The sequence below is a fragment of the Pseudomonas sp. UBA5666 genome (assembly GCF_002420785.1).
Lineage (GTDB): Bacteria > Pseudomonadota > Gammaproteobacteria > Pseudomonadales > Pseudomonadaceae > Aquipseudomonas > Aquipseudomonas fulva.
On the sequence record NZ_DIIQ01000045.1, the window covers coordinates 14,714 to 31,971 of the forward strand.

General features: G+C 67.2%; 1 pseudogene. It reads left to right on the forward strand.

The features are described from left to right. Positions 1 to 75: 75 nt before the first annotated feature. Positions 76 to 17,230: pseudogene (locus tag B2Y33_RS20150) on the forward strand (BapA/Bap/LapF family large adhesin). The last annotated feature ends 28 nt before the right edge of the window (positions 17,231 to 17,258 follow it).

The following is a 17,258-nucleotide window of genomic DNA, read 5'->3' on the forward strand; positions in this document are numbered from 1 at the left end:
GTTCCAGAGGACCTGGTGCAGCAATGCCGGCCACATTCAGGCCGGGGGGATCAGTCGACCAGCAGGGAGCACTTCATGGAAAACATCGTCGTCGCCGATAAGCAGTCCGCCGTCGCCACCCAGAATGCCTGGGGCAATATCAGTCTCAATGGCCCAGGCGTCGTGCAGATGCCCGTCGCCCCCGACCAGGTCGCCACCGTCACCCAACGCGGGCAGGATTTGATCGTCACGCTCAAGTCCGGCGAGAAGGTCACCATCGGCAATTTCTTCGCGGTGAATCAGGCTGGCGTTGGCAGCGACATGGTGTTCGTCGGCGAAGACGGTACCCTCTGGCAAGCCGAATACGACGCCCAGGCGTTCACCGGCTTCACCTTCAACGAAGTGGCTTCTCTGGACGAACTGGTTGCAGGCATCGGTACGGCGGGCGATGCCATGCCGACGTGGGCCATCGCAGGCCTGGGGTTGCTCGGCGTGGGCGGCGGTAGGCGGCGGTAGTGGCGGCGGCGGCGGTGGTGGCGGTGCAGTGCCTGACACCACGGCCCCGGCGACCCCCATCGACCTGCTGGTTTCCCCGGATGGCCTGCGCCTGTCGGGGCGCGGTGAAGCGGGTGCGATCGTGAACATCCGCGATGCGGCTGGCAACCTGCTCGGTACCGGTACGGTCGGGGCCGATGGCAGCTTCGATGTAGCGCTCAACGCCCCCCAGATCAACAGCGAAAACCTGCAAGTGACCTTGACCGATGCAGCCGGCAATGTGTCTGCACCAGGCACCGTGACCGCACCGGATGCGACCGCTCCGCTGGCGCCAACCGAACTGGCGATCGACGCTCAGGGTACAACGCTTACCGGCCGTGCCGAGCCAGGTTCCACGGTGTCGGTCAGAGGGGCCGACGGCGTGCTGCTGGGCTCGGCCACGGCAGGGACGGATGGATTGTTCAGCGTTACCCTGCAACCGGCACAGACCGCCGGCCAGGCCTTACAGGTCACGGCCGAGGATGCGGCGGGCAACACGTCCGCCGCAGCCGGTATTGCCGCTCCAGTGGTCGATGGCACCGATACTACCCCTCCTGATGCGCCCGTGGCGCTCGCTGTGTCCGCTGATGGCACGCGCCTTTCGGGCCGTGGCGAGCCCGGCACTACGGTCAATGTTCGCGACGCTGCCGGCAATGTGATCGGCAGCGGCGTGGTGGGGGCCAATGGTGCCTTCGAGGTGGTGCTCACACCCGCGCAGCTCGATAGCCAGAACCTGCAAGTTACCCTTACCGATGCCGCTGGCAACGTCTCTGCACCGGGTGCTGTCGTAGCGCCAGACCTCACGGCGCCGCTCGCACCGACCAATCTGGCCGTCGATGCCCAGGGTGCCACCCTGACCGGGCGGGCCGAGCCCGGGTCTACCGTTTCGGTACGCGGCCCCGGCGGCGCGTTGCTGGGCACCGCCATCGCGGGCGCTGACGGCCTGTTCAGTATCACGCTACAACCCCCGCAGACCACTGGCCAGGCCTTGGCCGTGAGCGCCACCGACGCGGCAGGCAATACGTCGCCGGCAGCCAACATCACCGCGCCCTTGGTCGATGGCGGTGACACCACGCCGCCGGATGCACCGGTGGACCTGGTGGTAGGCCTGGCTGGCACCCAACTGACCGGCCGCGGCGAAGCCGGCACCACCGTGCAAGTGCGCGACGCGGCAGGCAACCTGCTCGCCACGGGCACCGTGGGTGCTGATGGCACCTTCACCGTCAGCCTGGACCCTGCCGTCAAGGACGGCAGTAGCCTTCAAGTCACCCTGACCGACGCGGCAGGCAACACTTCACCAGCCGCCAGCGTGGCGTCGCCAGATCTTGTGGGGCCCGCGCAGCCCACCGACCTGGCACTGGCCGATGGCGTCACCTTCACCGGGCGCGGTGAGCCAGGCGCTACCGTGCAGGTGCGCGACGCTGCCGGCACCGTGATCGGCACAGGCACCGTAGGCGCAGACGGCGCCTTCAGCGTCACTCTCTCCCCTGCCCAGGCCAACGGCCAGGCACTGGACGTACGCCTGGTCGATGCGGCAGGCAATGCCTCGGCACCCTTGCAGTTCGATGCCCCTGACATCACCCCGCCAGAGGCGGTCACCAATGTGCTGGTTGGCCCGAGCGGCACCGTGATCGGTGGCCGAGGCGAGCCGGGTGCGACGGTCGAGGTGCGCGATGCGAACGGTACCCTGCTGGGCAGCGCTGTGGTTACCGCCAACGGCACCTTCCTGGTCAACCTCGACCCCGCCGTGCAACCCGGCGAGCAACTGAGCCTGGTGCAAACAGACCCTAGCGGCAACGCCTCGCCCGCAGTCGACTACGAAGTGCCCCTGACGCCAGCCCTGGAAAGCCCTGCCAACCTGGCGGTAAACGCCGACGGCACAGTGCTCAGCGGTACTGCTCCGGCGGGCTCGCGCGTCGAGGTGCGCGATGCCAGCGGCGCGTTGATCGGCAGCGCCATCGCCAATGCCGACGGCAGCTTCAGCATCGACCTGAACCCCGCTCAGGCCAATGGCGAACTGCTGGATGTGGTGGCCATCGCCGACGATGTGTCATCGCTGCCCGCCCAAGTCACCGCCCCTGACATCACGGCGCCCACCGCCCCCACAGAGCTGGCGGTGAGCGCCGACGGCACCGTGGTCACCGGCCGCGCGGAGCCGGGCAGCACCGTGCGTATTCTGGCCGCTGACGGCACTGAGTTGGGCTCGGCGGTCGTCGGCGCCACCGGCGTGTTCAGCATTACTTTGAACCCTGCCCAAGTAGACGGCGAAGTGCTGCAAGCCACTGCCGCCGATGCTGCGGGCAACATATCCCAAGCCAGCGCAGTCACAGCACCGGACATCGATGGTGGCGGTGATGTCACCCCGCCAGACGCGCCCGTGAACTTGGTCATCGGACTGGCAGGCAGCCAACTGACCGGTCGCGGCGAAGCCGGCACCACCGTGCAAGTGCGCGACGCGGCAGGCAACCTGCTCGCCACGGGCACTGTCGGCGCCGATGGCACTTTCACCGTCAACCTGGACCCCGCCGTCAAGGATGGCAGCAGCCTCCAAGTCACCCTGACCGACGCGGCAGGCAACATTTCGCCAGCCGCCAGCGTGGCATCTCCAGATCTTGTGGGGCCTGCGCAACCCACCGACCTGGCCCTGGCCGATGGTGTCACCTTCACCGGGCGCGGTGAGCCAGGCGCTACCGTGCAAGTGCGCGATGCTGCCGGCACCGTGATCGGCACAGGCACCGTGGGCGCAGACGGCGCCTTCAGCATCACCCTCTCCCCTGCCCAGGCCAACGGCCAGGCACTGGACGTACGCCTGGTCGATGCGGCAGGCAATGCCTCGGCACCCTTGCAGTTCGATGCCCCTGACATCACCCCGCCAGAGGCGGTCACCAATGTGCTGGTCGGCCCTGGCGGTAACGTGATCGGTGGCCGAGGCGAGCCAGGTGCGACGGTCGAGGTGCGCGATGCGAACGGTACCTTGCTGGGCAGCACCGTGGTTACCGCCAACGGCACCTTCCTGGTCAACCTCGACCCCGCCGTGCAACCCGGCGAGCAACTGAGCCTGGTGCAGACAGACCCTAGCGGCAACGCCTCGCCCGCAGTCGACTACGAAGTGCCCCTGACGCCAGCCCTGGAAAGCCCTGCCAACCTGGCGGTAAACGCCGACGGCACCGCACTCAGCGGTACTGCTCCGGCAGGCTCACGCGTCGAGGTGCGCGATGCCAGCGGTGCGTTGATCGGCAGCGCCATAGCCAATGCCGACGGCAGCTTCAGCATCGACCTGAACCCCGCCCAGGCCAATGGCGAACTGCTGGATGTGGTGGCCATCGCCGACGATGTGTCGTCACTGCCCGCTCAAATCACCGCCCCCGATATCACAGCGCCTGCCTCCCCCGCGGAGCTGGCGGTGAGCGCCGACGGCACCGTGGTCACGGGCCGCGCCGAGCCGGGTAGCACCGTGCGTATTCTGGCCGCTGACGGCACCGAGCTGGGCTCGGCGGTCGTCGGCGCTACCGGCGTGTTCAGCATCACCTTGAACCCGGCTCAGGTAGACGGCGAAGTGCTGCAAGCCACTGCCACCGATGCCGCAGGCAATGCATCCCAGGCCAGTTCGGTCACCGCACCGGATATCGATGGCGGTGGCGATACAACGCCGCCTGAAGCGGCTTCCAACCTGGTCGTGGGTGTGGCGGGTACTCAGTTGAGCGGTCGCGGTGAAGCCGGAGCTACCGTCCAAGTGCGTAATGCGGCCGGTGACCTGATTGCAACAGGCACCGTGGCTGCCGATGGCACCTTCACTGTCAACCTGGACCCCGCCGTCAAGGACGGCAGCGACCTGCAGGTCACGCTCACCGATGCCGCGGGGAACGTGTCCCAGCCCGCGACCGTTACCTCCCCTGACCTGATTGCCCCGGCGCAGCCAACCGACCTGGCCTTGGCTGGCGGCGTGACCCTGACCGGTCGCGGTGAAGCGGGTGCCATCGTGCAGGTCCGTACCGCAACCGGTACCGTGATCGGCTCGGCAATCGTGGGTGACGACGGCCTGTTCACGGTCACCCTCTCTCCTGCCCAGGCCAACGGCCAGGCGCTGGACGTGCGCCTGGTAGACGCAGCTGGCAACACGTCTGACCCGTTGCAGTTCGATGCCCCGGACATCACCCCACCCGAAGCCGTGACCAATCTTCTGGTCGGCCAAGGGGGGACCGCACTCAGTGGTCGTGGCGAAGCCGGTGCCACAGTTGAAGTGCGTGACATCGATGGCAATCTGCTAGGTCGCGGCGTAGTCACCGCCAACGGCACATTCCTGGTAAACCTCGACCCTGCCGCGCAGGCCGGTGAGCAACTGAGGCTGATTCAGGTAGACCCCAGCGGCAATGCTTCTATCCCCGTGACAATCGCGGTGCCGGCGACCAATCCACCCGCCAGCCCTGCTGAGCTGGCACTGTCCGAAGACGGTACCGCCCTCACCGGCACCGCCCCGGCAGGCACTCGGGTGGAAGTGCGCGGGGCGGACGGTGCGTTGCTTGGCAGCGCAGTCGCAGGCCCTGACGGCAGCTTCACCGTCGAGCTGGCACCCGCACAAGCCAACGGCGAATTGCTCGATGTGGTCGCGATCGACAGTGCAGGGCTTTCTTCCCTGCCCACCCAGATCATCGCCCCGGACATCACTGCGCCTGCAACGCCAAGCGAACTGGCCATCAATGCCGACGGCACGGTGCTCAGCGGACGTGGCGAACCCGGCAGCACCGTGCGTGTGCTGGCTGCCGATGGCACCACGGTATTGGGCAGCGCAGTGGTCGGCGCCACTGGCCGCTTCAGCATCACATTGAACCCGCCACAGGTCGACGGCGAGGTCTTGCAGGTCACGGCCACCGACGCAGCGGGCAACACCTCTGCTGGGGGTAATGTCACCGCGCCGGATATCGATGCCGTGGACAACACCCCGCCTGCACCTGCCACGGGCCTGGCCATCAACCTTGCCGGCGCGCAACTGAACGGGCGCGGTGAAGCTGGCGCTACGGTGCAGGTACGCGATGGCCAAGGCAATCTGCTGGCCAGCGGAACCGTCAATGCCGACGGCACCTTCCAGCTCAACCTGGACCCTGCGGTCAAGGACGGCAGCACCCTGCAAGTCGTGCTCACCGATGCCGCCGGCAACGCCTCCACCCCCGCCACCGTGGTCAGCCCCGACCTGCTGGCGCCCGCCCAGCCAACCGAGCTTGCCCTTGAAGGCGGCATCACGCTTACCGGTCGTGGCGAGCCTGGCGCAACGGTGCAAGTACGCACCGCTGGTGGGGCCGTGATCGGCACCGGCCTGGTGGATGCAAACGGCAACTTCAGTCTCATCCTGGCACCCGCGCAGGCCAACGGCGAAGCACTCGATGTACGCCTGGTGGACGCCGCCGGCAACGCCTCGACCCCGCTGCAGTTCGAAGCACCGGACATCACGCCGCCGGCTGCGGTAAGCAATGTCGTGGTGGGCAACGCCGGCTTGACCGTGGCCGGTCGAGGCGAAGCGGGCGCGCGCGTGGAAGTGCGCGATGCGACCGGCACTGTGATCGGCAGCAGCACCGTGAGTGGCAACGGGACCTTCCTGCTCGAACTCAACCCACCCGCCCAGCCCGGCGCACGCCTGAATCTCGTGCAGACCGACCCCAGCGGTAATGCGTCCGAACCGCTGCTGTTCGACGTCCCTCTTGTTCCGGCCCCGGCCAGCCCGAGCGGTCTGGTGGTGGCCGACGACGGCACCAGCATCAGCGGCACGGCCCCGGCAGGCAGCCAGGTGCAGGTACGTGATGCCGATGGCAACGTAGTCGGCAGTGTGGTGGTAGGTGCCGGTGGCACGTTCACCGTGGTGCTCAACCCGGCTCAGGCCAACGGCGAACTGCTCGACGTGGTGGCCATCGATGGCGCAGCAAACGCCTCCCTGCCCGTGCAGGTGACGGCGCCGGACATCACGCCACCAGCCATCCCCGGCGAGTTGCAGGTCAATGGCGACGGCAGCGTGGTCACGGGGCGCGCCGAAGCAGGCAGCACCGTGCGTGTGCTGGCCGCTGACGGGGTCACTGTGCTGGGGTCAGCCGTGGTGGGTGCAACCGGTGTCTTCAGCATCACCCTGAATCCGCCACAGGTCGACGGCGAGGTCTTGCAGGTCAATGCCACCGATGCCGCCGGCAATGCCTCGTTGCCAGGCTCGGTCACTGCGCCTGTGATTGACAACGGGGGCGACAACACGCCGCCACAACCTGCCACCGACCTTGTGATCAGTGCCAATGGCGCCACCGTTTCCGGGCGCGGCGAAGTCGGCACCACCGTGCAAGTGCGTAATTATCAGGGGCAGCTGCTGGCAAGCGGCACGGTACAAGCCGACGGCACCTTCGTGGTGCAGTTGCAGACGCCGGTGATTGACGGCTCGGCGCTCCAGGTCACCCTTACCGATGCAGCGGGCAACGTCTCGGCGCCAAGCTCGCTGGCCGCGCCTGACCAGGTGGCGCCGCTGCAGCCTGCCAATCTGGCGCTGGAAAACGGCGTGACCTTGAGCGGTACTGCCGAGGCCGGCGCGCGCGTTGAAGTGCGCGACGCCGCTGGCACCCTGATCGGCAGCGCCATCGCCCAGCCCGGCGGTACCTTCAGCCTCACACTCGACCCGCCGCAGGCCAACGGTCAGGCCCTGTCCGTGACCGTGACCGACGCTGCGGGTAACAGCTCGGTGCCGCTGGGCTATGTCGCCCCCGACATCACGCCGCCAGTGCCGGTCAGCAACGTGCAAGCAGGTGCGGGAAGCCTCGCCGTCGCAGGCAGGGGTGAACCGGGCGCCACCGTACAGGTGCGCAATGATGAGGGCCTTGTCATCGGCACGGGGACTGTCGCGGTCAACGGCACCTTCGTCGTCAACCTCGATGCGCCGCTGGCGGCCGGCCAGGCCATCTCGCTGGTGCAGACCGACGCAGCTGGCAATACCTCCACGGTGATAGACGTCACCGTTTCGCAAGCCCCTGTACCGGCCAGCCCGACCGATATCGTGGTGGCTGGGGACGGCACCTCGGTCAGTGGCACCGCACCGGGCAACGCTCAGGTTGAAGTACGCGATGCCCAGGGCAATGTCATCGGCACCGTGCAGGCCAACCCTGACGGCAGCTTCACCGTGGGGCTCACACCGGCCCAGGCGAACGGCGAAACCCTGGATGTGGTCGCCGTCGACGGCGACGGCACCCCCTCGCTGCCCGTGCAGATCGTCGCTCCCGACATCACGGCCCCCAATGAACCTACCGAGCTGCAGTTGAACACCAATGGCAGCGTATTGACCGGACGGGGCGAGGCAGGAGCCACGGTGCAGGTCACCGATGCCGATGGCAACGTGCTCGGCACGGCTCAAATCGGTGCCAACGGCGTTATCAGCGTGCAGCTGACGCCACCACAAACCGATGGCCAGACCCTGGAAGTCACCGTGCGCGATGGCGCCGGCAACACCTCCAGCGCCACCCTCACGGCGCCTGATCTGGACGGCCCGCTGCAGCCTTCTGCGTTGGCCATCGACACGGCGGGTATCCACCTCACCGGCGTGGGTCAGGTCGGCTCGATCATCACCGTCCGCGACGCAGGCGGCGCTGTGTTGGGCAGCGCAACCGTGGGCGCTGACGGACGCTTCGACGTCACCCTGTCCGCTGCCCAGCGCAACGGCGAAAGCTTGAGCGTGGAAGCCACCGACAACCTGGGCAACAGCGCAGGGCCTGTACCCTTCACGGCGCCGGATACCACGCCACCTCAGCAGGTTACCGATGCGGTCATCAACGGCGCAGGCAGCGCGGTGAGCGGTACTGGCGAAGCCGGCGCCACGGTGACCGTACGCGCGCCGAACGGCGCCGTGCTGGGCTTCGCCCAGGTAGGCGGCAATGGCGCCTTCTCGGTCACGCTCGACCCCGCGCAGACCAATGGCCAAGTGCTGAGTGTCGAACAGCGTGATGCTGCCGGCAACCTGTCCCAAGCCGTCGATCTGACTGCACCGGACAACGAACCGCCTGCCCTACCCGGCACCCTGCTGGTATCAGCCGATGGCACCCTCGTGACCGGCACGGGCGAGCCTGGCGCACAAGTCACGGTGACCGGTGTGGCTGGCATCGTGCTGGGCACTGCCGAGGTTCAAGCCGATGGCAATTTCAGCGTCACCCTGGTACCCGCGCAGCTCGGTGGCCAGGACCTGTCGATCATACAGACCGACCCTGCCGGCAACCCGTCCCCGGCGGGCACCGTGACGGCGCCCGACCTCGCACCGCCTCTGGCGGCTGTTGGCCTCTCGCTCAATGACGCCGGGAACGTACTGAGCGGTCAAGGTGAGGCCGGGACCACTGTCGAGGTGCGCGATGCCGCTGGCAATGTGCTGGGCAGCGTCGAAGTAGGGGTAGATGGCAACTTCGAAGTCCCTCTCACCCCAGCGCAAACCAATGGCGAAGTGCTGTCGGTGATCCTCATCGACGCACAGGGCAACCTGTCGCCTGCAACCACGCTCACGGCTGACGACAGCACACCACCGGCAACCGCTACGGGTCTTGTCATCACCCCGGGCGGCACTGCCATCCAGGGCGTTGGCGAGCCCGGCGCCACGGTGGAAGTACGGGGCGCTGGCGGCGCCGTGCTGGGCAGTATCCTGGTGCCTGAGGGTGGTAATTTCACCGTACCCGTGTCACCTGCGCAGCTCGATGGCCAGGTGCTGGACGTCGTATTGATCGACGGCGCCGGCAACGTCTCGTTGCCAGGCCAGGTCACCGCGCCGGACATCACCCCACCTGCGCAACCCACCGGCGTGGTGGTCAGCGAAGACGGCACCACTGTGACCGGTAACGCGCCTGGCGCCCAGACCGTCACGGTACGCGACAGTGCCGGCGGTGAAGTCACTGTCCCGGTAGACGCCGACGGCGGCTTCAGCGTGACGCTGCCCACCGCGCAAAACAATGGGGAGACCGTCACCGTCGTGGTCACCGACCCGACCGGCAATGCATCGGCGCCGATCAGCGTGACAGCACCGGACAACACCGATCCGCTGCCAGCTACCAATGTCAGCGTGAGCCCCGATGGTACGACGGTCGGCGGCACGGCCGAACCTGGCAGCACGGTGGTCATCCGCAACCCGGATGGCTCCGAGCGCGGCAGTGATACGGCCGGCCCGGACGGCACCTTCGTGATCCCGGTCGACCCGCCCCTGAGCACGGGCGAAACGGTCGACGTGGTCGTGATCGACCCGTCCGGCAACGCCTCCACCGACGTGCAGCTGCAAGGCCCGACCGGTAACGAAGTGGCGGCCCCAAGCAACCTGGCGATCAGCGAAGACGGCTTCCTCCTGACCGGCCAGGGCACCGTCGGTACCTTGATTACCGTGACATCCGCCGGTACCACATTGGGCACGGCGACGGTTGGCACCGACGGCATCTTCCGCGTGTTCTTCCTCAATGCCCAGCTCAATGCGCAGAAATTGCAGGTCACCGCGCGAGCCACGGCAGGCGGCCAACCCTCGGTGCCAGCCACCGTGGTTGCCGAAGACACCACGCCGCCTGATGCACCGACAGGCGTGGCCATCGACCGTATCGGCAGCACCTTGACCGGCCAGGGGGAAGTGGGCGCTACCGTGCGTGTCAGCGATAGCTTGGGCAACTTCCTGGGCAGCGCGACCGTAGGCAGCAATGGCTTGTTCACGGTCGACTTCGTCCCGGCAGTGGCCAACGCCCAGAACCTCATCGTGACCCAGGCGGACGCGGCCGGTAATGTGTCATTGGCTGCGACCTTGCAGGCACCCGATCTGCAGGCGCCTCTGGCTGCCAACAACCTGAGCTTGAACAACGCAGCCACGGTCGTCAGCGGCCAGGGTGAAGCCGGGGCGCTGGTGACGATTCGCGATGCCAGCGGCGCGGTACTGGCCACCGGCACCGTCAACCAGAGTGGCCAGTTCCAGATCACCCTGCCCAGTGCCCAGACCACCGGCAGCGCGCTGCAGGTCACCCTCAGCGACGTAGCCGGCAACGTGTCGGCGCCGGCCAGCCTCGCGACCCCAGACCGCACACCGCCAGCGGCAGTGATCGACGCGCAGTTGAGCGGCGATGGCCGGCAGCTGTCCGGCAGCGGTGAACCCGGCGCCACCATGCAGGTGCGCAACGCTTCCGGCACCGTGCTGGGAACCGCGACGGTGGGTGTGGATGGCCGCTTTACCGTGGTGTTCGATACGCCCCAGGCCAATGGTCAGGCCATCGGCGTCACCCAGGTCGATGCCGCCGGCAATACCTCGGTCGCCGTCAACCTCACCACGCCAGACCTCACGCCCCCTGCCACCCTGACCAACGTGGTGCTTAACAACAACGGCCTGACCCTGACCGGCTTGGGCGAAGCAGGCGCCACCGTCAGCGTGCGCGGGGTCGACGGCACTATCCTCGGTACAGGACTGGTCGCGGCCAATGGCAGCTTTACCCTGACCCTGAACAGCGCCCAGCTCAACGCGCAGCGCCTGAGCGTCACCCAGACCGATGCGGGCAACAACACATCGGTGGCGGTTGCCGTGACTGCGCCGGACTTCACCGCCCCCGACGCGCCGGTCAACCTGCTGCTCGCCCCGTCGGGCCTGCAGATGACCGGCAGCGCCGAAGCAAACAGCACGGTGACCGTGCGTGACAACGCCGGCAACGTGCTGGGCACGGCAGTCGCCGCCGCCAATGGTACCTTCCAGGTAACCCTCAACGCGCCCCAAACCAACGGGCAGGCCCTGCAGGTGACCGCCACCGACGCTGCCGGCAACGTTTCGACCGCTGCGCCCTATACCGCAGCGGACACCACGCCGCCAGCCGCCGTCAGCAACCTGGCCGTGTCCGCCGACGGCGCAAGCCTGGTGGGTAGCGGTGAGGCCGGTGCCACAGTGCGCGTCAGTGCAGCCGATGGCAGCCTGTTGGGCACAGCAGTGGTCGCAGCCGACGGTCGCTTCAACGTCAGCCTCAGCCCTGCGGCACTGGTGGGTGAAACCTTGAGCGTGGTGCAAGCCGACGCAGCACAGAACGTCTCGCCTGCCCAATCGATCAACGCCCCTGGGCCTTTGGCACCGGCAACCCCGGCAGACTTGGTCCTGGCCGCCGACGGCCTGTCGGTCTCGGGAACGGCAGCCAGCGGCACCACCGTCAACGTGTACGGCACCAATGGGCAACTCCTGGGCAGCAGCCCGGTGGCCAATGACGGCAGTTTCACGGTCAACCTTGGCAGCCCGCAGGCCAACGGCGAAGTGCTGCTGATCGCCGCTACTGGCACCGACGGCGCGGTATCGCTACCTGCCACGCTGCAGGCGCCGGATACCACGGCGCCGCTGCTGCTCACCGGCCTGGTGCTGTCTGGCGACGGCCTGGTCGTGACCGGCCGCGGCGAACCGGGCGCTACCGTGACCATCACTGGCGAAGGTGGTGTCGAACTCGGCACCGCCGTGGTCGATGCCGCTGGCAACTTCAGCGCCACGCTGGCCACGGCACAACTGGACGGCGAGCTGCTCAATGCCAGCCAGGCCGATGTGGCCGGTAACGAATCGAACAGCGTCAGCCTTACCGCGCCAGACCGCACCGCGCCAACACCTGCACAGGACTTGGCCTTCGCTGGCGGTGGCAGCCTGCTCAACGGGACAGGCGAGCCAGGCGTCACCGTGCGGGTGATCGCTGCCGACGGCAGTGTGCTGGGCACCGACACCGTGCGTGTCGATGGCACCTTCCAGGTCAACCTCTCTGCGCCTCAGGCCAACGGGCAACAGGTGCAGGTGCTGCTGACCGACGCCGCCGGCAACCAATCGGGCGCCAGCGTCATCACCGCGCCCGATACCACGCCGCCAACCGCACCGGCAGAGCTGGCGGTTTCCAGTGACGGCGTCACCATCACAGGGCGCGGCGAAGCCGGCGCAGCAGTGACCGTCACCAATGCAGCGGGTGAGGACATCGGCAGCGCCATTGTCGATGCCAGCGGCAACTTCACGCTGACCCTCGACCCGCCGCTCACCAACGCCGAAGTGCTGAGCTTCACCCAGGCCGATGCGGCCGGTAATGTCTCGCCGGTCGCCACCTTGCAAACGCCTGATTTCACCCCACCAGAGCCATTGACGCAGGTAGTGATCAACGCCGATGGCAGCGTGGTCACCGGCTTTGGTGAGCCGGGATCAACGGTAACCGTCAGGGATGCAGCGGGCGTGACGCTGGGCACGGGCCCGGTCCTGGCCGACGGCAGCTTCCGTGTGGACCTGTCGCCGGCTCAGATCGATAACCAAGTGCTTTCCGTGCTGCAGGCCGACCCACCCGGCAACGTCAGCGAGGCGGTCACGGTGCAGGCGCCAGACCTGACGCCGCCAGCAGCGGCGACCGAGTTGCGGCTCAATGCGGCCGGCGACACCCTCGGTGGCGTCGGTGAAGTGGGCGCCACCGTGCGGGTGTTCGTGGGCACGACACAGATCGGCACGGGTGTGGTGAGCGCCGCAGGCACCTTCACCATCGCCCTGCAAACCCCGCAGCTCAATGGCGAGCGCTTGCAGGTGACCCTGACCGATGCTGCCCAGAACGTCTCGCCGGTCAGCACCCTGACCGCACTGGACATCACGCCCCCTGAAGCAGTGGTGGCGACCATCAACAGCAGCGGCACCCAATTGGTCGGCACAGCCGAAGTCGGGGCGCGCGTGACGGTGCTCAACAGCCAGGGCGATCTGGTAGGCCAGGTTGTCGTCGCCGCTGACGGCCGTTTCGTGGTGGCACTGACGCCGGCACAGATCAACGGTGAAGTGCTGACCCTCATCGCCCAGGACGCCACCGGCAACCCATCGCCGGGGGTGCAATTGCAAGCGCCTGACCTCACCCCACCGGTGCAGCCGGGCGACCTGGTGCTCGATGCCACCGGCCAGACCCTCACCGGCACGGCCGAAGCCGGCACCACCATCAGCGTGCGCGGGCCGGACGGTGTCGAAGTCGGCACTGTGCAGGTGGCGGCGGGCGGTGCCTTCACGATCGCCCTGGATCCAGCCCAGGACAACGGCCAGCTTCTGACCGTCGTCTCCATCGACGCAGCAGGCAACACCTCACTCCCGGCCACCTTGCTGGCCCGGGATACCTCGCCGCCCGATGCCGTCACAGACCTGGCGGTGGACAACACCTTCACCGTGATCACGGGCCGTGGCGAGCCAGGCGCAACTGTTACCATCAGCAAAAACGGGACGGTGATCGGTACCGGTGAAGTCAGCGAGGCCGGGACCTTCCAGATCGTCACCAGTCCGCCTGCCGGCTCGGTGGCGTCGCTGGTGGTCTACCAGACCGATGCGGCGGCCAATACGTCTGCCAGCATCACCTTTGTCACGCCGTTGGCACCCCCTCCTGTACCACCTACCAATGTCGTGCTGGCCAGCGATGGCCTGACTTTGTCGGGCAATGCGCCTTCGGGAACAGGCATTCGGGTATACGACGCGGCAGGCAATCAGATTGGTGTCGGCGGCGCCACCTTGAACGGTACGTTCAGCCTGCAACTGACGACTGCACAGCTCAACGGGCAGCAACTGACCGTCACGGCCGTTGCCTTGGTTGGCGGCGAATCGCAGCCGACCTTCGTGGTGGCGGCAGACATCACCCCGCCTGCAAACCCTGTCATCGCCGCGCTGTCGACCAATGGCCTGGTACTGACCGGCACCGGCGAAGCGGGCGCAACCGTGACCGTGCGCAGCGCCGGCAATGCGGTGCTGGGCACCGGGCAGGTCAACGCCGCAGGCGAGTTCAGCATCAACCTCAATGCACCGCAGTTGAATGGCCAGGTGCTGAACGTCAGCCAGACCGACGGGGCGGGCAACGCCTCTGGCAGCACGGCCTTCACCGCGCCTGACCTCCAACCACCGGCTGCGCCGACCAACGTGACGGTCAACGGTGCGGGCACCGTGCTGACCGGCAACGGAGAAGCAGGCGCTACCGTTACCGTGCAAGGCCCAGGTGGCCAGGTCGGTACCGGTGTGGTGCAGGCCAACGGCACCTTCACCATCGCCCTGACCTCGCCGCAGAACGATGGGCAACTGCTGGTGGTGCGCCAGACCGATGCCGCCGGCAACCTGTCCGGCAGCGCCAGTGTGTTCGCACCCGATACCACGCCGCCTGCCGCGCCGATTGCCACCATCAACCCCACCGGCACCGCCGTCAGCGGCTCGGGCCAGGTCGGCAGCACGGTACAAGTGCGCAACGGCGCCGGTACGGTGCTGGGCACCGCCACGGTCGGCAGCAACGGCCTGTTCGTGGTCAGCCTGGCGGCCGCGCAGATCGACAACCAGGCGTTGTCGGTCACGCTCACGGACGCAGCAGGCAACGTTTCGACGCCCACCGCGTTGACCGCGCCGGACTTCACCCCGCCAGCAGTCGCCGGCAACCTGCAGGTCAATGCCGACGGTACCAGCCTGACCGGTACCGGCGAGCCCGGCGCCACCGTCACCGTGCGCAGCGCAACCGGCACGGTGCTGCAAACCGGTACCGTGCAGCCTAACGGCAGCTTCACCGTGGCCTTGAACCCACCACAGGACAATGGCCAGCTGCTGTCGATCACCCTGAGCGACCCACGCGGCAACGTGTCGGGCAACGTCACCGTCACCGCGCCCGATGTGGACGCCGATGCGCCGGTCATCGCCAGCGACAACCTGGCAACCGCCGTGGTCAACCTTGCGCCCGTCGTCAGCAGCCGTACCTACCAGGACTCGTTCAGCACCCTGCTGGCGGGCTTCAGCAAGACCTTTACCTGGACAGTGGGAGCAGGCACAACGGCGGATCCAACGCTGACGCTCAACACGGGCAGTGCCCTGGCCCTGCTGGACAACGCCACCTTCACCTTGCAGGTGAAAAATGCCAGCGGCGCCTGGGTGACGCTGGCGACCGGTAACAGCCAGGGCTTGCTCGACCTGGTATTGCTGCCGCTGGGCCAAGGCCTGCGCGTGGACATCGGCGAGCTGCGTGCCGGTGACTACCGGCTGACCGTGGGCAGCGGCGGTATCGGCCTGCTGACCACGGTCAACACCACGTTGCAGGTCGATACCACCAGCCTGACCCAGTTCACCGGTACGGGCGCAGCGACGTCCGGCAACGTCGTCACCGATGTGGGTATCGACGGCACGACCGATGCGCGTGGGCCGGACAGCGACGCGGTGCTGCAAGTGCTCAAGGGCGGGAGCTACGTGACCGCTGGCAGCGCTACCACCGTGCAGGGCCAGTACGGGACCCTGGTAATACGGGGCGATGGCAGCTACACCTATACCCCCAACGGCAGCCCGAGCAGCGTCGGCAAGGTGGATGTGTTCAGCTATCAGCTGGTGCATCCGAACGGCAAGTCCGACACGGCCAACCTGTACGTGCGCATCGACAGCCCACAAGCCACCGAGGTGTGGAGCAACACCAACTATGCAGCGCCCGCCACCGTAGTGGACGCGGTGAATGACGTCGACAACACCAACATCAGCCTGGTGAACCTGCAAACCAGCAGCACCACCACGTTCTCACCGCTGTCCTTGCCGGTGCTCGGTACCCGCTCGGCCACGTACACCACTACCGTGGCAGCCAACACCACCGCTGATGTACAGGTAGTCCTCAATTCTGCCAACCTGCTGACCCTGCTCAACGGCACCACGCTTGAGCTGCTCAAGCTCAACCCGGCCACCGGGCAGTACGTGACGGTGCAGACCGTCGGCGGTGGTTCACTGGTCACTCTGCTGGGCGGGGGAGCGGGCTACACCTTCCAGAACCAGGGCGCCGGCACCTACCACGTGCGGGTCACCGCAGGCGGCATTGGACTACTCAGCTCGCTGACCACCACGGTCAATGCCACGGCCACTCACCTCAATGAGTTCGTGGTAGGCAGCTATACGCCGGTCACCGGCAACCTGCTGACCGACGGCGCGGGCGCCGACAATCTGGGCTCGCCCCTGACGGTGCTGAGCGTGCTGACGGCGGCGAACACCTTCACCATCCCGGGCTACAACGGGGCCATCGTCCAGGGCAGCTACGGGACCTTGGTGGTGCAGGCCGATGGCAGCTACGCCTATACCCTCGATGCCGGCCTCAGTTCGTCGGTGATCGGGCAACAAGAGGTGTTCACTTACGAGCTGACCCACCCCAACGGCACTACCGACACCGCCACGCTCACCATCAACCTCGACCCGGTCACAGGCTTTGCCGCCACCGCTGCGATCATGGCGGACACCGGTGACGAGGGCGCGGCGCTGGCCGGTGTCGCCACGGTCGCTGCCAGTGAGGTGATCGCCGGCACCGATGGCGATGACACGCTGGTGGCCAGTGCCGGTAGCGCGGTCACGCTCGACGGAGGCGCCGGTAACGATACTCTGGTGATCAGCGACCAGGGCTTTGCCAGCATCAACGGGGGAAGCGGTAGCGACACGCTGCTCTGGAATGGCGGTGATGCCAGCATCGACCTGGGCAACCTGGTCGGTCGGGTGCACGAGATCGACACCATCGACCTCAACGACACCAGCGCAGTGACTCTCACATTGACCCTGGCCGACGTGGTGGCGGTTACCGACAGCGCCAGCGACACGCTGATCATCAAGGGGGATGACAGTGACTCGGTTCACATGACCGACACCTGGAGCAAGGTGGGGAACCAAACTGCCGACGGTATCGACTATAACCAGTACACGGCTCAGGAGGATCCGAGTCACCACTTGTGGGTGCAAAGCGGTATCCATGTGGTCTGAGGCCGCTGCAAACCCGCCGGGTACATCC